Genomic DNA, 19,471 nt, shown 5'->3' on the forward strand with positions numbered 1-19,471 from the left:
CACACTCTCATCTTCATATGTACAATGAGGTGAAGGAAAGTGAAAGAAAATGTTTTTGTTATAGGCCTGGGGTTAATTGGAGGATCTCTTGCGCTTAATATAAAAAAGACGCATCATCATCTTGATGTAATAGGTTTTGACATTAATCATGAGCAGCTGGAGCTCGCTAAAACTCTAGGCGTAATTGACCAAGCGGCTTCTTCTCTGCAACAAGGCGCTGAGCAAGCGGATTATATTGTTATTGCCATTCCGGTCACCCAAGCAGCGGAAGTACTAAAACAGTTCGAACACTTTACGCTCAAGCAGTCTGTCATCGTAACAGACGTAGGAAGTACAAAAGAAGAAGTCGTGAAGACAGCCGAGGTTCTTATTTCTAAAGGCATTGAGTTTATCGGCGGTCATCCAATGGCGGGGTCTCATAAAAGCGGAGTAGCTGCTTCTAAAGCTCATTTATTTGAAAATGCAATGTACGTATTAACACCTTCATCTTCTACTTCTTCGGAGGCTTTAGACAGCTTAAAGGAATTGCTAAATGGTACAAAAGCTAAAATTATTGTGATGTCACCAAAAGAACATGATAAATTAGCAGGTGTCATTAGCCATTTTCCACATATTATTGCTGCAAGCCTTGTTCATCAAGCAGAATATTACCAACAAGACAATCAGCTAGTTTCGCAGCTTGCGGCTGGAGGGTTTCGTGATATTACACGTATTGCTTCAAGCAGTCCAGCGATGTGGAGAGATATTTTGCTTCATAACCAGGATGCGCTTCTGTCAATGTTTGACCACTGGCTTGAAGAAATGAACGACGTGCGAAATATGATCGAACGAAAAGATGCGAACGATATCTATACATATTTTTCACAAGCAAAACAATTTAGAGATCAGCTTCCTGTACGAACCAAAGGAGCAATTCCATCCTTTTACGATCTCTATGTGGATGTTCCTGACTATCCGGGTATTATCTCAGAAGTAACCGGTTATTTAGCAGAAGATGAAATCAGTATTACAAACATTCGAATTTTAGAAACACGAGAAGACATATACGGAGTATTACGTTTGAGCTTTCAAACAGAGGAAGATAGAAAGCGGGCAAGAGCGTGTCTCCATCAGCATCAATATCAGACGTTTATTTCTTAATGTACGAAAGGTGTGAATGACATGAGTGGAAAACCATTAAAAACGAATCTTTCATCTCTTCAAGGAGAAATTTCTATTCCCGGGGATAAGTCGATTTCTCACAGAGCTGTGATGTTCGGAGCGATGGCAGAAGGGAAAACAACGATTAATCATTTTTTAGCAGGTGAAGATTGCTTAAGTACTATCTCTTGTTTTGAAAAGATGGGTGTATCGATTAAAAGAGAAGGCGAGTATGTTGAAGTGGAAGGTAAAGGTATCGAAGGATTAAGTGAACCTACTTCCATCCTAGATGTAGGAAATTCAGGAACAACTACTCGTTTAATGCTGGGGATTCTTGCCGGTGTGCCATTTCATACGTCTCTAATTGGAGATGAGTCGATTGCCAAGCGTCCAATGAGCCGCGTTACGGTGCCGCTGCGCTCTATGGGTGCAAAGATTGATGGGCGTGAGCATGGCCAATATACGCCTTTATCTACTAGAGGAGGAGCATTAAAAGCAATTCATTACCATTCTCCTGTAGCAAGTGCACAAGTAAAATCGGCGATTTTACTTGCGGGACTTCATGCCGAAGGCACAACAAAAGTAACCGAGCCTTTTACATCACGCGATCATACAGAGCGTATGCTTCGCGCCTTTGGAGTAGACGTAGAGGTAGATGGAACGACTGTAAGTATTGAAGGAGGACAATCCCTGCGCGGAACGGATGTGTACGTCCCTGGAGACATTTCTTCAGCTGCATTCTTTCTTGTTGCAGGAGCCATTGTTCCAAACAGCCGAATCGTTTTGAAAAACGTCGGACTCAATCCTACAAGAACAGGTATTATTGATGTGCTTCAGCAAATGGGTGCACGCCTTACAATTTCCAATGAACGTATTCAAAATGGAGAGCCTATTGGCGATTTGACGATTGAAACGTCTCAGTTGAAAGGGATTGAAATTGGGGGCGATTTAATTCCTCGTTTAATTGATGAAATTCCGGTAATTGCTCTTTTGGCGACTCAGGCAACTGGCAAAACGGTTATTAAAGATGCGGAAGAACTAAAAGTAAAAGAAACGAACCGTATCGATACGGTTGCGACGGAGTTAAGCAAGCTTGGTGCATCTATTGCTCCAACAGCTGATGGACTCATTATTGAAGGCAAGACGGCCTTACAACACGGTGAAGTAGACAGCTACGGAGATCATCGAATTGGAATGATGCTTGCGGTGGCAGCAGTCATTGCAACAGGAGATGTAACGCTAAAGAGAAGTGAAGCCATTCACGTTTCTTATCCTACTTTCTTTGAAGATCTTAATAAATTAAGCGAATAAGAAAGAGGCCGGGACAAACGAATTTTGGTTGAAGGGAAATCCGAACGATAAATTGATATTCTTAATGAAGAATCAAATTCGTTCGGATTTTTTATTGAGATAGTGAACGTAGGTTTCATGTCTCAATCTCGTTTTCATCTAGAAAAATGTAAGCGTATTCAAATTGATTTGTTGAACAAACGCTCAAACTATTTTATCATGGTGTATAGAAGCATGTGTTCTTGCTTCGGTTTGAGAAAAATAGAAAATTAATTCGTTTTATTTTTATATAAAAAGTGAATGTAATAATAAAGGAGAATTGTGTGTGAAAGAATTAGACCGCGCGATAGGTTACGTAGAATCCAATGAAATTGAAAAAGGCCTTGCTCTTATTCATGAATTGAAAGATAAAGCTACAGACGAAGAAAAGTTTTTAATGGCTGAACAGCTGCAGGAGTGGGGATTAGTAAATGATGCGCTGCCTTTAATAGACGAGCTCATCGCTAAATACCCAGAAGAAGGCGAGCTGTATTTATTAAAAGCTGAAATGCTCATTGATTTAGAAGAAGAAGAAGAAGCAATTCATATTTTAAATCAAATTAGCAGCGAAGACGATAATTACGTGCCAGCTCTGCTTCTTGTAGCTGACTTATATCAAATGCAAGGCCTTAGTGAAGTAAGTGAGCAAAAGTTAATGGAAGCGAAAAAAATGCTTCCAAATGAGCCGGTTATAGATTTTGGGCTCGGTGAATTTTACAGCAGTCAAGGAATTTATCAAAAGGCAATTCCTTTTTATCAAACGCTGCTAAAAACTGAAAAAGAATTTAACGGTACGGATCTTCGTCAGCGATTAGCTGAAAGTTTAGCAGGTATCGGCCAGTTCGAAGAAGCGCTTCCTTATTTTGATCAAGCGTTAAAAGATAAGCTTGAGATTAACACACTATTCGAATATGCGATTTCAGCGTATCAAGCAGGTCATTATCAGACCGCTATTGAAAAGTTCACAGAACTAAAAGAGTTAGACCGTGAGTACCATTCTCTTTATTTATATTTAGCAAAATCATATGAACATGAAGAGATGCTAGAAGAGGCTGCGGTGGCTGTCAACGAAGGTATTGCACAGGATGAATTTCAAAAAGAACTATACTTTTTTAAAGGTAAGATTGCATTAAAGCGCGGTCTAGAAGAAGAGGCTGAATCGGCATTTCAACAAGCGATTGCACTAGATCCAGGGTATATTGAAGCCATTTTAACTCTCTCTAAACTTTATATGAGTCAAGAGAGATATGAAGATGTAGTAGAGAATATCGAGCATGCCAAAGAATATAATGAGCATGACCCTCATTTTGAATGGGATTTAGCAAAAGCTCACCAGGAATTAGAAAATTATGAAGAAGCGCTAAAATACTACGAATCTGCATACACTGTTTTTAAAGAAGAGTATGCGTTTTTAGAAGAGTATGGCTACTTCTTATTAGAAGAAGGACAGCGCTCGAAAGCGAAGGGGATTTTCCAAGCCTTATTAGCCATGGATCCAACAGTAGATGAAATTCAAGACATATTATTTCAATTAGAAGAATAAATAATAGTTCAGAGGATTTTATTGCTGCCGTGTGGAATAAATAACTGTAAAAGGTGTTTTAACTGAGAGTTTAAACACAGAGGAGGGAAGTGAGAATATGACGACCCCTGTTACTGTCAACGAGAAAAAAGAATTTGTTCGCTGGTTTTTAACGAATTATCAGCTGAAGCGAAGAGAATGTGTATGGATTTTAAATTATTTGATGAGCCATGATCAATTGATGAAACGAGTTCACTTCGTTGAGCAAGCACAGTTTTGTCCTCGCGGGATGGTGATGTCTACGCACTGTGTAGAAGACCCTCCATTTCGTTTTTATAAAGAAAATATCATGACAACCGATGCAGAAAAATCATTTCATGATATTCGTTTGAATCGAGAAGAAGACATTTATATTCAATTAAACTTCCGATCGTTGTATTCATCGCCTCAATATGTGGCTGTACTGGAAGACAATCCGTATATGCCAAAAGCTAATCAAACAAATGAAAAAGACAGAGTATTAGCTGAGCAAATATTGGAAGAATCTATTCAGAAATTTCAACGATCAAAAATTATGGAACTAATTGATAAAGCATTAGATGAAAATGATAAAGAGGAATTTCAGCGCTTAAGCGAATATTTAAATAACCATTATGTACAGTAGATAAACGAGAGATTGGCTAGCTTCTTAGAAAAAGGTCAATCTCTTTTTTTATCTCCTTATTCAGTTTGGAAAATAAATAAGACAAGCCTTAGCAAGCTTGCTGAGAGGAGAAGAAAGTTGAAGCTGCAGGCCAAGGAAATGGATGTGTATTTACAATCCAAAAGTTATGTTGATACCGTATTGGTTCCACTCATTCCAATTGATTTCGGAGAAGATTTAAAGCTTACTGCATCTATGAGTGAATATACGACTGCTCTTACTGAAGAGTTGGAGAGGCAATTTAAAGGAAGAGTGATTTTAACACCTAGTTTTACATACTTAAAAAAAGATGGAGTAGGTGCTGTTTATGAAACATTACTTCGCTGGAATGAGCATATAAATGACAATGAAGTCAAACATCTTTTTGTGCTTACTAGCGACCGAGACTGGCTGCAGTATGAAAAAGAAATAGGGGCTCACTGCATTTGGATACCTGCTTTACCGCTTGAGCATATAGACGAGTCGCATAAGTATACGCTCATACATGAACAAGTTCAACAGCTCCTGCCGATTTTTGTAGAGAAATGGAGTGTTTAAAAAGACTGTAGAATAAGTAATGGAAGCGCAAACAAAATAATGACGAAAAATTTAGAAAAATAAAGATTATTTCCATGTTTTAGGTTTTTATTGTATTGACCTTCCAGAAATATTAATATATCATGATTATGTCCTAGTTTAATAGAATGGTCCATCATGTGTCCAAAATTCTCTGGACTGAACTTTTTTAAAGGGGGGAAAAGCATGGGTGATCGGGTATCAAGACGACAGTTTTTAAACTATACGCTCACTGGTGTAGGGGGATTTATGGCTGCTGGAATGTTAATGCCGATGGTGCGCTTTGCAGTAGATCCAATTTTGGAAAAAGAAGCGGGTCAGGATTTAGTAGCTGTAGCGCAGGTTAAAGACATTACAAAAGAGCCGAAACGTGTCGATTTTAAAATCAAGCAAGTGGATGCGTGGCATAAATCAGAAGAACCAAGATCAGCTTGGGTGTACAAAACTGATAAAGGTGAAATCGTCGCGCTGTCACCAATTTGTAAGCATTTAGGCTGTACGGTTAACTGGGCTGGTGACAAAAACTATCCACATCGTTTCTACTGCCCTTGTCATGGGGGAATGTATGAAAAAAGCGGTAAAAATGTACCGGGGACACCACCGATGGGACCGTTAGATGTATACGTTCAAAAAGTAAAAGGCGGTACGTTATATCTAGGAAAAGCCAAACCACAAGGAGGGGCATAGAAAATGTTGAATAAAATCTATGACTGGGTGGATGAACGGCTAGATATTACTCCTTTATGGCGAGATGTGGCCGATCATGAAGTGCCAGAGCACGTAAATCCTGCACATCACTTTTCAGCATTTGTTTATTGTTTTGGTGGATTGACGTTTTTTGTTACCGTTATTCAAATTTTATCAGGCATGTTTTTAACCATGTATTATGTACCAGATATAAAAAATGCATGGGAATCCGTTTATTATCTGCAAAATGAAGTCGCTTTCGGACAAATTGTTCGAGGTATGCATCACTGGGGAGCAAGTTTGGTTATCGTCATGATGTTTTTACATACACTTCGTGTTTTCTTCCAAGGAGCATACAAAAAACCCCGCGAGTTAAACTGGATTGTGGGTGTGTTAATTTTCTTTGTTATGTTAGGTTTAGGTTTTACAGGTTATTTGTTGCCGTGGGATATGAAAGCGCTATTTGCAACGAAAGTAGGCTTGCAAATTGCTGAATCCACACCAATTATAGGCCAGCAAGTGAAGACATTACTCTCAGGACATCCAGACATCGTTGGTGCTCAAACACTAACTCGCTTTTTCGCCATTCACGTATTCTTTTTACCCGGAGCTCTACTTGGCTTAATGGGTGCCCACTTCTTAATGATTCGTAAACAAGGAATTTCAGGACCACTATAAAATTTTATACGCTTTATTCAAGTATTCAATCACACTAGTCATCATATGCATCAAGCACATACTCCGTTGTTAGTACTTTCACTAGAACAGTGAGAAAAAGGAGGGAGAACATGCATCGTGGTAAAGGGATGAAGTTTGTTGGAGATTCACGTGTTCCTGCAGAACGAAAACCCAATATTCCAAAAGATTACTCTGAATTTCCAGGGAAAACAGAAGCATTCTGGCCAAACTTTTTACTAAAAGAATGGATGGTAGGGGCAGTTTTTTTAATCGGTTATCTATGTTTAACCATCGCTCATCCATCTCCTCTTGAACGTATTGCCGATCCGACTGATACGGGGTACTTGCCTCTTCCTGACTGGTATTTTTTGTTCCTATATCAATTGCTTAAATATTCATTTGCTTCTGGTCCATATAATATTATAGGTGCATTTATTATTCCAGGGATTGCATTTGGCGCATTAATGCTTGCTCCGTTCATTGATCGCGGACCAGAAAGAAGACCGGCTAAGAGGCCGTTTGCAACAGGATTCATGCTTTTGGCTATAGCAGCAGTCTATTTCCTAACGTGGCAGTCAGCGACACAGGTAGATTGGAAAGCGCGTGAAGAGCAAGGGAAAATTAGAGAAGAAGTAGCGATTGACAAAAATTCAGAAGGCTACAAAATCATGCAAAAGCAAACGTGCTTGACCTGTCATGGTGATAACTTACAAGGAGGCCCTGCGGCTCCGGCTTTAACAGGAATTAATTTATCTCCTGAAGAAATCGCCAAGATTGCAAAAAATGGTAGAGGCAATATGCCAAAAGGTGTTTTCAAAGGTTCAGATAAAGAATTGAAAACGCTCTCGGAATTTGTCGGAAACTTAGGAAAAGAATAATGAAAACCAGCCAAAAGGCTGGTTTTTTTGAATTTATTTAATGCTGTGGTTTATATCAATGAGATAGGTGCTTGCTATTGTCCAAAAACTGTACATAATAAAGAAGAGATTAAATGTAAAGGAGACTTTATGAATGGCTTGGTTATGGTATACCTTAAAAGATAAGCGTTTTTTAACGCTTTTGCTGATTGTAAATATACTAGGAACAATCTACGGATATATTTGGTATGGAAGTCAATTAGCAGAAACGCCTAAAAAGTTTTTATTATTTGTACCTGATAGTCCAACAGCAAGCTTGTTTTTTGTTATTGTACTTATCGGTCTTTTACTTGGAAAACATTTTTCACTATTTGAAGCTTTAGCAATGATCACGCTGTTTAAATACGGGATTTGGGCCGTTATAATGAATGTATTGGTCTATGTGTTAACAGGATACATTGATTGGATGATGCTTATGTTAATGGCTTCTCATGCAGCAATGGCTTTTCAAGGGCTTTTATACGTACCGTTTTATCGGATTAAATTATGGCATTTAGCTGTTGCCGCTGTATGGACCGTACATAATGATATCATTGATTACGTTTTTTCTATGATGCCAAGATACAGCATGCTCAATGCGTATATGTCTGAAATTGGCTATTTTACATTTTGGCTAAGCATTTTATCTATTTTCATTACATACTGGTTCACAGTTCGTGCTTCTTCAAAAAAACAGCTGTAAAAAATTTTTGAAATAGGCGCACGAAACGAGCTCTCTTTTTCTAAGATATAGTAGGCTATATTTAAGTATGAGGTGAGTGACTGTGAAGGAAACCAAACGAGAGCTTCATCCGTCCGTTGTGGAATTTAAACAATTTGTAAAATCACATCCTAAATTAGTAGAACAGGTTCGAAAGCAGCAAAAAACGTGGAAAGAGCTCTATGAAGATTGGTATTTATTCGGTGCAGAAGATCCAATGTGGGAGGCATATCGTTCAGAAGAAAGTGCAAAGGCTGAACCAGCTGCTGCAACAGAGGAGAAAAAAGATATTATGGGTACAATTGTATCCTCACTGAAAAACATGGACTTGAATCAAATGCAAAATCATATCACAAATGTAAATTCCGCTATTTCGAATATTCAACAAGTACTGCAGCAATTTCAACCATCTAAGCCATCAGGTGGAGGAGCAGCTTCCGGGCCAGGGAATCCATTTGGCTTTAGGAAAGATTAAACGCAATGAGAAAAGATATATACGAGTATATGCAGTCTCGTCCTAAACTCAACGACTTTGTTCGTGAACAGCCAATGTGGTACCGGCGTTTATCTAGAAATCCTGAAGAACTGGAGAAATTTGAATTAGAATCCAAGCACTACTACAAACAAACGATTCCTCATAAAGTCGAAAAGTTTTCGAATTCGATTCAAATGGCAAACATGATGTTTCATATGTTTCAGTCCATGAAAAATCAATGATCTCTGCATACATAGCGATGCAGAGATTTTTGCACGTCATGAGTAAAAACAAAGAGTTTGTAAACACTATGGAGAAACGAATGATAAAGGAATGGTATGATGCGCTTACTATTAACGACGGCCTTATGTGTAGTTTCTCTGCTAGGGTGCAACCATGATAAACCAAAACCTGAAACTAAAATTTCCTCTCAACCGCGGGCAGCTGAAACGTTTGGTGAAACGAATGCAAAACCTTCACTGATGGTCCACCAGCATGTGAAAGGACAGAACGTATACGTTGAATGTATTCTAAGCGGGTTTTCATTTTCAACAGAGAGTGGATTTCTTCAAATAACAGTAGATGGAAAACCATTTAAAGAAATGAAGCAAGCAGCCTTTGTTTTAAGTGATCTTCCAAAAGGATCTCATACGGTTACGATTGAACTAATGAAATCAAAAGAAGAAAGTTATCAGGTGAGGAATACCTTTACGGTTGAAATTATATAGTTAAAAAGTAGAACTTGTAGTAAATCAGTGTAAGCTGTTTTAGCAAGTTCTTTTTCTTTAGATCCAAAACGTGATAAGATAAAAACGGAGGTGCACAGCCATGCTGACAACAATGAGAACTGTTGAATTACTCGATGAGTCTGATCACGTAGCTAACATGGTGTTACAATCAGACGTAGCCGAGAACTATCGTCAATGTTTATATAGATTAAATAAAGATTCACATGCACAGGCATTAATTACTGAATTTGTGAAAATAAAGGAACAGTATGAGGATGTTCAGCGATTTGGGAAATATCATCCTGATTATAAAACCATTACGAGACAAGTGCGTGATGTAAAGCGTCAAGTTGATTTACACGCGACAATCGCTGCGTTCAAAAAAGCAGAAAATGAATTACAAAAGCTGCTTGATGAAATTAGCGTTATCCTTGGTCAAGCTGTTTCAGAGCACGTTAAAGTACCGACGGGAAATCCGTTTTTTGATACGGGAAGCAGCTGCGGCGGCGGCTGCGGATCTGGTGGAAGCTGTGGGTGCAGCGCATAAGTCGTTCACTGTATAAATCGAATGCAATCAGCACAGGAATTTCCGCAGCAGGCCATTTTACGCTGTGGAACGTAAAACCTGTGCTGATAGACATAAGTAAGATGCTGACTTCTGACAAAACTCGAGCGCCACGTAGCATTTGTATTGGATGTAGCAAAAATAGATGAAGCTTCTAGAAGCTCATCTATTTTTCTACGCTCAATTGATGTGTTTATATACAAAAAGGGTATATTTGTGATTTTTTTGAAAATGACTTGTTCAATAGCTCTGTGCTCGTTAAAATGAGTAAGAAAGATCATCCAGATATCATCTAAATTCATACATAAAGCACCTACTTCATATAAAAGAATTTATGATAAAGAAAACCAATATAACGTATGCAAAAGGGGAACTAAATATGTTTGTTGAACGTCAAGGAATTGTGGCGTATGTGCATTCTGTTAAGCAAGCAAAAGCATTGCGAAAGTACGGAAATGTACATTACGTATCTAAAGAATTAAAGTATGTTGTCTTATATTGCAACCAAGATGGCATTGAAAAAACAATCCATAAACTTCAGTCTCTACCTTTTGTGAAGAAAGTAGATCCTTCTTATCGGCCGTTTTTAAAAACAGAATTCGAAAATTCAAAGCCGGATAAAGCGAAGGAATATGACTATAAGATAGGAATTTAAACAAAAAAGGAATGTAGTGTACATTCCTTTTTATATTTTACTTGGCCTTAGCAAACGAATAGGCAGGGATGAGGTTATTGCATTGGCGGAATAAAGCGGTTCATTCGCAAAATGCCAATAAGGTGCTGATAGTATAGTGCTGTTTCTGGAAAAGTAGTAGATGGTTTGACATCGAGTACCACAATTTCTTTTCCCGCTTCCTCAGCAGCTCGTTTAAATAACTCAACGCGCTTGCTGTCGTTTTGTTTTAAAACAATTCCTTCACGGCAAACGTAAAGCGGTTGGAAATTCCCTTCAGCTGTTGGATGCAAGACAGCGACAAAAGAAGCTACTTGTCGATCTTCTTTTACTGTTCGCAGCATAATAAGATGAGCAAGACGATGTTTGTTGCTTTTGACAATCTCTAACAGCTCATAAATATCTGAATACCCTTCTCCGAGCTCAATAAAACGCTGAATCATATGTATTTCCCCCTCTATGTATTAAAAAAGCAAACTCACGTAGTTTAATGTATCACTGAATATTTTAGGAGTAAATAAAAAAATCCCTACAACTACTCATTGTAGGGCCCTTCAATAAAGGGGTGTAATCACCTCTGCGATTACAAGCACCTTGATGAAGGCAAAGGGAGAGGAGAAACCGGAGGAAGAACTTATGGGGAAACGTAAGTCTTCTCCGCGGTTGGCAACAACATCGGTTAGATGATGTTGTTACTAGTCAGTATGTCCGTTTTAGACGTTCATATACCTGTCTGGTGAAATTCACTTTTTAAAACATAAAAGACTGATAACATGAAAGAGAAAAAGGGTAAATTTACGTTTATGATGACATATTAAAGTAAAGGAAATCTTCTATGAACGAAATGCCGAATGATCTGCATAGGTGTATCTTTTAGAAAAGAATCAGTGTATCTAAGGACACGGTCGTAAAAGTCCAGCATAAAAGCAAGCTGCTGGGTTATTGCACAGAATGCATACAGCATTGAATAAATTGAGGATTTTTGCTAGTCTTTGTAATTCAAAATATGTTAGGATAATGAAGAATAAGGAAGTAAAAGTAAGGTAGTGATAAGGATGAGAGTAGTAGCAGGTTTATATAAAGGCCATGCGTTAAAGGCGGTTCCAGGATACTCAACCCGCCCTACAACAGATAAGGTGAAAGAAGCTATTTTTAATATGATTGGACCGTTTTTTGAAGGTGGAACAGCTCTTGATTTGTTCGGTGGAAGCGGTGGCTTGGGAATTGAAGCTCTAAGTCGAGGAATAGATAAAGTCATTTTTGTGGATCGGGATGGCAAAGCGATTCAGACGATTAAAGCAAACTTAGCATCCTGCCGGTTAGAAGACCGCGCTGAAGTGTATCGAAATGATGCAGAGCGTGCATTGAAAGCGATAAAGAAAAGGGAGCTGGCTGTCGATTTACTTTTGCTTGACCCACCGTATAAAGCACAAAAGTTGAAAGCGCTTATCGAAACGGTAAGTGAAGAAAACCTTCTAGCAAAAACAGGAATTATTGTAGCGGAGCATTCTCATGATGTACATTTAGATAATGAGATTGGTTTATTTGAAAAAATAAAAAGCGAAACGTACGGTATCATTGGTGTTTCTATTTATACATACAAAAAAGAAGAATCAGTTGAATAAATCAATGAGCTGTTAGATGTAGAAAGGGGATACGTATGGGCAGTATAGCTGTTTGTCCAGGAAGCTTTGATCCAGTTACAAATGGACATTTTGATATTATTAAACGAGGCGCAAATGTATTTGATACGATTTATGTGGTTGTTTTAAATAACTCCTCAAAAAGTCCTCTATTTACAGGGGAAGAGCGAGTAGCTTTGCTGAAAGAAGTAACAAAATCACTTCCTAATGTGGTAGTAGAGTCGTACAGTGGATTATTAATGGAATATGCAAAAGAAAAGCAGGCAAAGACCATTTTAAGAGGTTTGCGTGCAGTATCGGACTTTGAGTACGAAATGCAAATCACATCTGTAAATCGCGTATTAGATAAAGAAATCGAAACGTTATTTATGATGACAAATAATCAATACTCGTTTTTGAGTTCTAGTATTGTAAAAGAGGTAGCTAAATATGGCGGGAATATTTCTGAATTAGTTCCTCCCCCTGTTAGAGAAGCGCTTGCGGAAAAATTTGAACAGCTGTCTCAAAAATAAGATGAAAAAAGAACGTGATGTTTTCTTTGCCGATAAGAAAACGTCACGTTCTTTTTTTACTAGGAGCGATGAAGAAACGCTCGTTTTGAATATATATAAATATAGCAGCACAGCGTAAAAATCGTTAAGAGCGGACCGTACACGTTTAGCCACTGAGATAGAATCGTAACGGACTCCAAGTGAGAAAAAACCGGCAGTGCTCCTTCAGATGCTTGAAAAGTAGTAATGGATTCTCGAAGAGGACCCCATAGAAAGATAGTGAATACTACCGCAAAACACCCGTGGAAAATGCGTGCAATAAAAAACGGGAAAAATCGAATATCTGTTTCGGCGAGTATGCTAGCCACTTGTGCTTGAACGGAGAAACCGCTAAAGCCTAATACAAAGCTAACGATGATAATTTGATGAAACAGCAGCGTGTCCTGTGCTTCGCTTGCTAGGCGGCTTCCTAGCGTGATTTCAAAAAGTCCCGAAATAAAGGGCAGGCTCAGTTCAGTCCCTATATGACAAAGGGAAAATAAATAAGCTAGACCGCTGCTTAAAACGGCCGTGATATGAGTAACATATAAAAGTTTGTTTAATACAGAAAATAAAATGATAAAACCGCCAATCATTAAGAGAGATTGAACTGCAGAAGTAACCGCATCTCCTAAAAGCTTGCCGATAGGACGCTTATCTTTTAATCGCGTTTTATGCATTTCATGAAAAGCTAACGATAAAGAAGGTTTTTGAATTACTTGTCCTTTAGGTTTTGCTGATCCATAAAAACGCATCACCAGTCCTACACAAATATTCCCTATGTAATGAGAGAGAGCTAATATGATACCGACCGCTGGATTGTGAAAAAAGCCAACTGCCACAGCTCCAAAAATAAAAATAGGGTTAGATGAGTTAGTAAATGATACGAGTCTTTCAGCTTCAATAGCTGTTAGCTGTTTTTCTTGGCGCAGCCGGGAAGTGATTTTTGCACCGGAAGGAAACCCAGAAGCCATGCCCATGGCTAAAGCAAAACCCCCTACTCCAGGTACTCGGAATAAAGGCCTCATAAACGGCTCTAATAAGATCCCAATGAACTTCACTACGCCAAACCCAATAAGCATTTCTGAAACAATAAAAAAGGGCAGCAGAGAAGGAAAGACGACCTTCCACCATGTATTGAGACCTCTCACTGAACCTTCTAGCGCTTCTTTTGGATATACGATAAGCGCAATAGCGAGAAGTGTTACGCTCGTCCCGAGCAAAAGTGTTTTCACCATCGATTTATTCAACGAACGATTCATCTCCTTTTCTAAGCTCACGTCATTTTGATATGAATGAAATGAGGAGTTTTAGGCAAATGTACAAGTTCTTCTATATATCAATATACGAAGCTATGCATCGACTTTATGCCTATGTGTAAGGAGAAAATAAATTCATACTGAATAAAAAGGCGTCTTGTCACATTTGGAAATACAATTCATATACATAAATCAATGCACTTCTAGGATAGTCAAGGAGTAAAAAAACCTATACGCAGCAAGAGAAGAGTAAGAATTTCTTAAAACAACCTTCAGTATAGTATAATGCTTAATAACCACCGTGGATTGAGCAAACCATATCTTTAGCTTCATACCAAATGAACAAATAGAAAATGAAGAATAGTCCTACTGAAGACAGGGCAACAATGATAGAGAAGCTCATCAAATGTTTTTACATTTTTAGAAGTCTATAAGGTAAAACGAGGGGGCAGGTAAAGTGGAAAGCCCAAAAATAGGAGTTGCGTTAGGCTCAGGTGGAGCTAGAGGTTTTGCACATTTAGGAGTAATCAAAACGCTAACAGAAAATAACATTCCTATTGATTTTCTAGCTGGCAGCAGCATGGGAGCTTTAGTTGGTGCACTATATGCGTCAGGTATTGAACTGGCAACTCTTTATAAAATGGCGCTAACGTTCAAACGAAAGTATTATTTGGATTTTACCGTGCCCAAAATGGGATTTATTACGGGCAACAGAGTAAAGTCGTTGGTTCGGACCTTTACGCAAAATAGAAACATTGAACAGTTATCTATACCGTTTGCCATTGTAGCGACAGATTTGAAAACAGGAGAGAAAGTGGTGTTTAAAAAAGGACCTATCGCTGAAGCGGTGAGAGCAAGTATTTCAATTCCAGGAATCTTTGCTCCCGAAGTAATTGATGGGCGATTGCTTGTAGACGGCGGGGTAGTGGACCGTATTCCTGTATCGGTTGTAAAAGAGATGGGATCTGATATTGTCATTGGAGTCGATGTATCAAAAGCGAAAGTAAATGCAGAAATCAGCTCCATTTTTGATGTCATTATGCAAAGTTTAGATATTTTGCAAGATGAGCTAGTAGCTCATCGGACCATTGCTTCAGACATCATGATTCGCCCTAATCTCGATACCTTTAGTTCCAGGGCGTTTACAAACATTCAAGAAATGATTTTAATTGGTGAACAAGCAGCGCATGAGCAGTTGCCTTCTATTCTACAAGCAATTGATCATTGGAAGGAGAACAAAAAAAGTGAAATCTAGAATTAGAATTTTGGTATATTTGGCTGTTATTGCAGTGGTGGCAATGCTTTGTTTTTATCCATTGCCGTACTACATTACAAAGCCTGGAATGGCAGAAGAACTTGCGCCTATTATTAAGGTAGAAGATGGATACCATGAAAAAGGGACGTTTATGCTTACAACTGTAAGAATGGGCAGAGCAACTCCTCTTTCATATGGTCTTGCGAAAATACAGGACTTTCATGAAATTTTCCCTACAAAGCAAATTTTGCAGCAGGGTGAAAGCGATGAAGATTACTCGACAAGGCAATTACATATGATGGATACGTCAAAAAATGCCGCTATTTCAGTAGCATATGAAGCAGCTGGAAAGAGCGTTTCCTATCACAATAAAGGCGTATATGTTACATATGTTGTAGAAAATATGCCCGCACATGGAAAACTTCATGTTGGAGATGTAGTGACGAAAGTAGACGAGAAAAAAATTCAAACTGCGGAGGACTTAATCAACTACGTATCGACTAAAAAAGCAGGAGATTCAGTATCAATTTATGTAAAAAGAGATGGCAAAGAAAGCAAACATACTTTAAAAGTTAAAGCATTTCCTAACGAGCCGAAACGAGTAGGCCTAGGAATTGCCTTAGAAACGAACCAAGAATTAGAAGTCAAGCCGGGTATACATATTGATACTGAAAAAATAGGAGGGCCTTCAGCAGGACTGATGTTCTCGCTTGAAATCTATAATCAGCTTGTTAAAGAGGACATGACAAAAGGCCACCGCGTTGCAGGTACAGGGACGATCAATGATAAAGGAGAGGTAGGACCAATCGGAGGTATTTCGCAAAAAATTGTAGCGGCAGATAAAGAAGGAGCAGAGATTTTCTTTGCACCAAATGAAAAAGGAGCTGCTGGCTCTAACTACCGAGAAGCGGTGAAGACAGCTAAAAAAATAAACAGTGATATGAAAATTGTACCCGTAGATTCATTTTCGGATGCCGTAACATATTTAGAAAAGCTGAAACCATAAAAAAAATCGTCTCTTGCAGACGATTTTTTTATGGCCAAATGATAGGAGGCTGCGTATATTCTTGTTTCATAAACTGAGAGCGCAGAGGCTCTTGAAAAGGCATACTATAAACATGTGTCGCTTTAATATCGGTATCAATTTCTTTTAGTTTACATTGCGATACAGTGGATACAATAGGAAGGGACACCTTTTTCTTAATTGTTTTTAAATAGGCTTGTCCTGTCTTTGACATTCCCAATAAGCGAATATAAGGATCAGCTTGCTGCATCTCACTTTTTGTTGTATTGGTTAAAAGGTGAACGAACATGCGCTGTAAACGGGTTCTCGTATATCGCTTCGTTTTAACATTTGTTAAAAAATCTTCAAATGAAGTAGATGAAGAAATATAAGATAGCAGCCGGTGTTCAATACCTTCTTCTATTTCATAAATACGCTGTAAGTCATAAAGTGGAGTAGTTAATAATTTGTATTTCAAAAATGGGAAATAGTGCTCCCAATGATGAAACTGTCCGTGTGCTTGTTTGTAAGCTGCTAATTCGTTTGCTGTACTAACTGGCATATGCTTGCTCAGGTCCCCATGGCTGCTGGTGTCAAAAATAGCTTTACGTATGCTTGTGGCACTTGAAATAAAAGAGGAAGACAGTGAATCATCGTGATAATGTGATTGAATTCGAGTGATTGTATATGGTTTAATAGATGCATGCTGTTTTTTTATGGCAGCTACATAGCTCATTCCAAGCACATTATTTGGCTGAGATAGATCAATAGGAGCCTCCGTAAAAAGCTGTAAGAAAGCATTGGAAGCTGCTTTTGGATAACTGTTTCCTTTTTTCATCTCTTGTTGAATTAAAGCGGATAGTTCTGATTCATGAGCTTCGAGCAAATCAGAGGTGCGGGTAAATGAGTCAATATTGCCATTTTCGCTCCCAAAGCATACAAAGTCAGCGTGAAGAGATTCTAAAATAGAAATAGCGCCGCTTGCGAATGTTTCAGCTTTTTGAGTAGAAAAAGCATAGGGTAATTCAACGACTAAGTCTGCACCAGCGGCTAAAGCCATTCTTGTGCGGGACCATTTCGATACAAGAGCAGGTTCTCCGCGCTGCAAAAAATGCCCGCTCATCACAGCGATCACACAATCTGCTCCGGTTTGTTGTTTCGCTTGCTGCAAATGATAAGCATGTCCGTTATGAAAAGGATTATATTCGACAATTATTCCAACTGCTTGCATAATGTCTCCTTTTAATTTATTATTTTTAGTCTAGCTCTTTGTTTTAAAAACATTTTTTTATGAAAGTAAGAAATTTTTACAAAAAAGCATATTTAAGTACATTATAGTGTAAAGAAAAAATATTGACAAATAATCTTGTGAAAGCTATAATAACCTTTGTTGCCTTGAGGTGATTAACAATGAAATGGACAATACATCAATTGTATCAGTTGCAAAATAAAGGTCTAACATTTGACGAAGTGATTGACGGCAAGGAGTTTATGAATGCTGATCCTCAAATTCGTAGAATGTCAGATGTAAACGTGAAAGGAAGAGCCGACATTAGCTCTTCGAAAGTAACGTTTCACCTTAAAATTTCAGGAGAAATGACGTTACCTTGTGCTCGTACATTAGTTGACGTTCCGTATCCGTTTGAAATTAACGCAACCGAAACGTTTTTATTGAATGTGAATGCTGATTATGAAGAAGATGCTGAAGTACGTGTTGTAGAGGGAGAAACGGTTGATTTACAACCTTTGATTCAAGAGTTAATTATTGTTGAAATTCCTCTGCAGGTATTTAGTGAAAATCAGCAAGCGGCAGGAGCAGCTCCAAAGTCAGGAAAAGATTGGGAAGTTGTTACCGAAGAAGAACAGCAGGAAAAAGTAGATCCCCGCTTAGCCGTACTCGAAAATTTCTTTAAAGACAAAAAGAAATAAAAATGCGAAGATCCGGCTTTCGGGCCTTCATATGATTTTAAAATTCTTTTAAGGAGGTGGGAATAATGGCTGTACCTTTTAGAAGAACATCTAAAATGAAGAAAAGAACGCGTCGTACGCACTTTAAATTACAAGTTCCTGGTATGGTAGAGTGCCCAAATTGTGGTGAAATGAAACTATCACACCGCGTATGTAAAGCTTGTGGTACTTACAAAGGAAATGACGTAGTAAGCAAATAATTGCTTATTTAAATAAAAGACCCTTTTAAAGGGTCTTTTATTTTTTTTTGCCTTTTTTCCTTCCCTGCCCTTTGGAAGAGAAGGATTTTTCTTATAGAACAAGAACTCTTTTTAAATAAACAATTACTGTTATAAAAGGATTCATACCTTGTCTATAAGGAGGAAAAAGCATGAAAAAAAGCGAGCTGTTCACTACAAGCCAAGGCATTGCTACATTTGTGATTAATCGTCCTGAAAAGCGTAATGCTATTGATTATGATGTGATGAATGAACTGCAGCAAGCTGTAGATTATGTGAAACATAATCAGTTAGTAAAAGCTTTTGTAATTACAGGTGCTGGTTCAGACGCATTTTGCAGTGGAGGAGATTTAAGCGTATTTCATGAGCTAAAAACTTCGAAAGAGGCGTCTCAAATGTTAACGAAAATGGGGAAAATTCTTTATGAGATCTTAACGCTCCCAAAACCAACAGTTGCTCTTTTGAATGGAACATCGGTTGGGGGAGGATGTGAGCTTGCGATTGCATGTGATTTCCGTATAAGTGCAACACATAGCGAAATGGGCTTTATTCAAGGGAATTTAGGAATTACAACAGGCTGGGGAGGAGGAACCATTCTTCTGGAAAAGCTGCGTTATCAAGAAGCGATGGAAATGATCTACAGTGCTCAGCTGTATGGAGTAGAACGAGCAAAGCAAATTGGGTTTCTTTCCTATGTCACGTCCTTTAAAGAGCTAACTATGAGGTGTGAGGAGTGGTTAGCGCCTATCACTCATAAATCGACCCAAGTATTGCAAGCTTACAAAGAAATCGCTATTGAAAAATGGGAGCAAAGCCGGGTTTGGAATCGAATGGAACAAGAAATTCATCGCTGTTCGATTTTGTGGGAGTCTCCTGAACATGAAGAAGCGGTTCAAAAGGTCATCGTTAAAAAAACATAGTTA

Annotated in this window: 25 protein-coding genes; 21 read left to right on the forward strand and 4 right to left on the reverse strand. The window is 38.4% G+C overall.

Translation table 11 applies throughout. The features are described from left to right. The first annotated feature begins 39 nt into the window (after positions 1-39). The 13 genes from SB717_RS08865 to SB717_RS08925 all read left to right on the forward strand — a co-directional run bounded on the left by SB717_RS08865 (position 40) and on the right by SB717_RS08925 (position 9,981). Complete coding sequence (locus SB717_RS08865) at positions 40-1,140, forward strand: prephenate dehydrogenase (RefSeq protein ID WP_029714674.1); 1,101 nt, start codon at positions 40-42, stop codon at positions 1,138-1,140. 21 nt (positions 1,141-1,161) lie between these two features. Continuing rightward, a complete protein-coding gene (aroA, locus tag SB717_RS08870; RefSeq protein WP_074677377.1) occupies positions 1,162-2,451 on the forward strand; it encodes a 3-phosphoshikimate 1-carboxyvinyltransferase in 1,290 nt (429 codons plus the stop codon). 298 nt (positions 2,452-2,749) lie between these two features. Next, the gene (locus SB717_RS08875; protein WP_153255001.1) at positions 2,750-4,012 is read left to right on the forward strand and encodes a tetratricopeptide repeat protein; all 1,263 of its coding nucleotides are present in this window, start codon (positions 2,750-2,752) and stop codon (positions 4,010-4,012) included. Positions 4,013-4,109: 97 nt separating this feature from the next. Beyond that, positions 4,110-4,655 (forward strand): ReoY family proteolytic degradation factor, encoded by a 546-nt coding sequence (locus SB717_RS08880; RefSeq protein WP_013058996.1) that lies wholly within the window; start codon positions 4,110-4,112, stop codon positions 4,653-4,655. A 117-nt stretch (positions 4,656-4,772) separates the two neighbouring features. Continuing rightward, entirely contained in the window at positions 4,773-5,231 is a 459-nt protein-coding gene (locus SB717_RS08885; protein WP_234483714.1) for a YpiF family protein, read from the forward strand. 204 nt (positions 5,232-5,435) lie between these two features. Continuing rightward, positions 5,436-5,936 (forward strand): QcrA and Rieske domain-containing protein, encoded by a 501-nt coding sequence (locus SB717_RS08890; RefSeq protein WP_013058993.1) that lies wholly within the window; start codon positions 5,436-5,438, stop codon positions 5,934-5,936. 3 nt (positions 5,937-5,939) lie between these two features. After that, positions 5,940-6,614, forward strand: coding sequence for a menaquinol-cytochrome c reductase cytochrome b subunit (qcrB, locus tag SB717_RS08895; protein WP_013058992.1), 675 nt, complete (start codon positions 5,940-5,942; stop codon positions 6,612-6,614). A 110-nt stretch (positions 6,615-6,724) separates the two neighbouring features. After that, positions 6,725-7,492, forward strand: a complete 768-nt coding sequence (locus SB717_RS08900; RefSeq protein WP_016765461.1) for a menaquinol-cytochrome c reductase cytochrome b/c subunit — start codon at positions 6,725-6,727, stop codon at positions 7,490-7,492. A gap of 133 nt (positions 7,493-7,625) precedes the next feature. Then, positions 7,626-8,213, forward strand: coding sequence for a lipoprotein heptaprenylglyceryl N-acetyltransferase LhaT (gene lhaT / locus SB717_RS08905; protein ID WP_182003304.1), 588 nt, complete (start codon positions 7,626-7,628; stop codon positions 8,211-8,213). An 82-nt stretch (positions 8,214-8,295) separates the two neighbouring features. Beyond that, complete coding sequence (ylbD, locus tag SB717_RS08910) at positions 8,296-8,706, forward strand: YlbD family protein (protein WP_013058989.1); 411 nt, start codon at positions 8,296-8,298, stop codon at positions 8,704-8,706. Between the two features lie 5 nt (positions 8,707-8,711). Then, entirely contained in the window at positions 8,712-8,948 is a 237-nt protein-coding gene (locus SB717_RS08915; RefSeq protein WP_013058988.1) for a YlbE-like family protein, read from the forward strand. Positions 8,949-9,047: 99 nt separating this feature from the next. Next, the gene (locus tag SB717_RS08920) at positions 9,048-9,434 is read left to right on the forward strand and encodes a carbohydrate-binding protein (RefSeq protein ID WP_029715049.1); all 387 of its coding nucleotides are present in this window, start codon (positions 9,048-9,050) and stop codon (positions 9,432-9,434) included. Positions 9,435-9,534: 100 nt separating this feature from the next. Beyond that, a complete protein-coding gene (locus tag SB717_RS08925) occupies positions 9,535-9,981 on the forward strand; it encodes a YlbF/YmcA family competence regulator (RefSeq protein WP_410903591.1) in 447 nt (148 codons plus the stop codon). A 5-nt stretch (positions 9,982-9,986) separates the two neighbouring features. Here the strand turns inward: SB717_RS08925 and SB717_RS08930 are convergent, their stop codons facing one another. Next, positions 9,987-10,301 (reverse strand): hypothetical protein, encoded by a 315-nt coding sequence (locus SB717_RS08930; protein ID WP_045292867.1) that lies wholly within the window; start codon positions 10,299-10,301, stop codon positions 9,987-9,989. A gap of 77 nt (positions 10,302-10,378) precedes the next feature. Here SB717_RS08930 and SB717_RS08935 point away from each other — a divergent pair, with 77 nt between their 5' ends. After that, a complete protein-coding gene (locus SB717_RS08935; RefSeq protein ID WP_013058985.1) occupies positions 10,379-10,654 on the forward strand; it encodes a YlbG family protein in 276 nt (91 codons plus the stop codon). Between the two features lie 74 nt (positions 10,655-10,728). Here the strand turns inward: SB717_RS08935 and SB717_RS08940 are convergent, their stop codons facing one another. Continuing rightward, a complete protein-coding gene (locus tag SB717_RS08940; RefSeq protein WP_013084871.1) occupies positions 10,729-11,115 on the reverse strand; it encodes a DUF7147 family protein in 387 nt (128 codons plus the stop codon). 612 nt (positions 11,116-11,727) lie between these two features. On the opposite strand from SB717_RS08940, the gene rsmD reads away from it, so the two are divergent. After that, complete coding sequence (gene rsmD / locus SB717_RS08945; protein ID WP_074677375.1) at positions 11,728-12,297, forward strand: 16S rRNA (guanine(966)-N(2))-methyltransferase RsmD; 570 nt, start codon at positions 11,728-11,730, stop codon at positions 12,295-12,297. Between the two features lie 35 nt (positions 12,298-12,332). Further along, positions 12,333-12,827: a pantetheine-phosphate adenylyltransferase gene (gene coaD, locus SB717_RS08950; RefSeq protein ID WP_013058982.1), complete on the forward strand. Its 495-nt coding sequence runs from the start codon at positions 12,333-12,335 to the stop codon at positions 12,825-12,827. A 59-nt stretch (positions 12,828-12,886) separates the two neighbouring features. Here the strand turns inward: coaD and ylbJ are convergent, their stop codons facing one another. Further along, on the reverse strand, positions 12,887-14,095 hold the full coding sequence (ylbJ, locus tag SB717_RS08955; protein ID WP_074677373.1) for a sporulation integral membrane protein YlbJ: 1,209 nt from the start codon (positions 14,093-14,095) through the stop codon (positions 12,887-12,889). Positions 14,096-14,561: 466 nt separating this feature from the next. On the opposite strand from ylbJ, the gene SB717_RS08960 reads away from it, so the two are divergent. Both SB717_RS08960 and SB717_RS08965 read left to right on the forward strand, forming a co-directional pair. Then, on the forward strand, positions 14,562-15,359 hold the full coding sequence (locus SB717_RS08960; RefSeq protein ID WP_074677371.1) for a patatin-like phospholipase family protein: 798 nt from the start codon (positions 14,562-14,564) through the stop codon (positions 15,357-15,359). Beyond that, positions 15,349-16,365: a SepM family pheromone-processing serine protease gene (locus tag SB717_RS08965; protein WP_312035979.1), complete on the forward strand. Its 1,017-nt coding sequence runs from the start codon at positions 15,349-15,351 to the stop codon at positions 16,363-16,365. The genes SB717_RS08960 and SB717_RS08965 overlap by 11 nt, the downstream gene beginning before the upstream one ends. 28 nt (positions 16,366-16,393) lie before the next feature. Here SB717_RS08965 and SB717_RS08970 read toward each other — a convergent pair whose 3' ends face one another. Further along, positions 16,394-17,593 carry a nucleotidyltransferase gene (locus tag SB717_RS08970; protein ID WP_071270915.1) on the reverse strand — a complete coding sequence of 400 codons (1,200 nt, stop codon included), beginning with the start codon at positions 17,591-17,593 and terminating at the stop codon, positions 16,394-16,396. A 179-nt stretch (positions 17,594-17,772) separates the two neighbouring features. Here SB717_RS08970 and SB717_RS08975 point away from each other — a divergent pair, with 179 nt between their 5' ends. The 3 genes from SB717_RS08975 (at position 17,773) to SB717_RS08985 (ending at position 19,468) form a co-directional block, all read left to right on the forward strand. Beyond that, complete coding sequence (locus SB717_RS08975; protein WP_029715045.1) at positions 17,773-18,291, forward strand: YceD family protein; 519 nt, start codon at positions 17,773-17,775, stop codon at positions 18,289-18,291. A 65-nt stretch (positions 18,292-18,356) separates the two neighbouring features. Next, a complete protein-coding gene (gene rpmF / locus SB717_RS08980) occupies positions 18,357-18,530 on the forward strand; it encodes a 50S ribosomal protein L32 (RefSeq protein ID WP_013058976.1) in 174 nt (57 codons plus the stop codon). Positions 18,531-18,700: 170 nt separating this feature from the next. Beyond that, positions 18,701-19,468, forward strand: a complete 768-nt coding sequence (locus SB717_RS08985) for an enoyl-CoA hydratase/isomerase family protein (protein WP_071270919.1) — start codon at positions 18,701-18,703, stop codon at positions 19,466-19,468. Positions 19,469-19,471 lie beyond the last annotated feature (3 nt).

It is taken from the genome of Priestia sp. SIMBA_032 (assembly GCF_046535215.1).
GTDB classification, from domain to species: domain Bacteria; phylum Bacillota; class Bacilli; order Bacillales; family Bacillaceae_H; genus Priestia; species Priestia aryabhattai.

Bases quoted from the DNA above. Each gene is read 5' to 3' on its own strand.
- aroA (WP_074677377.1), top strand. From the start codon at position 1,162: ATGAGTGGAAAACCATTAAAAACGAATCTTTCATCTCTTCAAGGAGAA.
- SB717_RS08940 (WP_013084871.1), bottom strand. From the start codon at position 11,115: ATGATTCAGCGTTTTATTGAGCTCGGAGAAGGGTATTCAGATATTTAT.
- SB717_RS08880 (WP_013058996.1), top strand. From the start codon at position 4,110: ATGACGACCCCTGTTACTGTCAACGAGAAAAAAGAATTTGTTCGCTGG.
- SB717_RS08985 (WP_071270919.1), top strand. From the start codon at position 18,701: ATGAAAAAAAGCGAGCTGTTCACTACAAGCCAAGGCATTGCTACATTT.
- qcrB (WP_013058992.1), top strand. From the start codon at position 5,940: ATGTTGAATAAAATCTATGACTGGGTGGATGAACGGCTAGATATTACT.
- rsmD (WP_074677375.1), top strand. From the start codon at position 11,728: ATGAGAGTAGTAGCAGGTTTATATAAAGGCCATGCGTTAAAGGCGGTT.
- SB717_RS08920 (WP_029715049.1), top strand. From the start codon at position 9,048: ATGCGCTTACTATTAACGACGGCCTTATGTGTAGTTTCTCTGCTAGGG.
- rpmF (WP_013058976.1), top strand. From the start codon at position 18,357: ATGGCTGTACCTTTTAGAAGAACATCTAAAATGAAGAAAAGAACGCGT.
- SB717_RS08930 (WP_045292867.1), bottom strand. From the start codon at position 10,301: ATGAATTTAGATGATATCTGGATGATCTTTCTTACTCATTTTAACGAG.
- SB717_RS08900 (WP_016765461.1), top strand. From the start codon at position 6,725: ATGCATCGTGGTAAAGGGATGAAGTTTGTTGGAGATTCACGTGTTCCT.
- SB717_RS08890 (WP_013058993.1), top strand. From the start codon at position 5,436: ATGGGTGATCGGGTATCAAGACGACAGTTTTTAAACTATACGCTCACT.
- SB717_RS08925 (WP_410903591.1), top strand. From the start codon at position 9,535: ATGCTGACAACAATGAGAACTGTTGAATTACTCGATGAGTCTGATCAC.
- coaD (WP_013058982.1), top strand. From the start codon at position 12,333: ATGGGCAGTATAGCTGTTTGTCCAGGAAGCTTTGATCCAGTTACAAAT.
- SB717_RS08935 (WP_013058985.1), top strand. From the start codon at position 10,379: ATGTTTGTTGAACGTCAAGGAATTGTGGCGTATGTGCATTCTGTTAAG.
- lhaT (WP_182003304.1), top strand. From the start codon at position 7,626: ATGGCTTGGTTATGGTATACCTTAAAAGATAAGCGTTTTTTAACGCTT.
- SB717_RS08915 (WP_013058988.1), top strand. From the start codon at position 8,712: ATGAGAAAAGATATATACGAGTATATGCAGTCTCGTCCTAAACTCAAC.
- SB717_RS08975 (WP_029715045.1), top strand. From the start codon at position 17,773: ATGAAATGGACAATACATCAATTGTATCAGTTGCAAAATAAAGGTCTA.
- SB717_RS08970 (WP_071270915.1), bottom strand. From the start codon at position 17,593: ATGCAAGCAGTTGGAATAATTGTCGAATATAATCCTTTTCATAACGGA.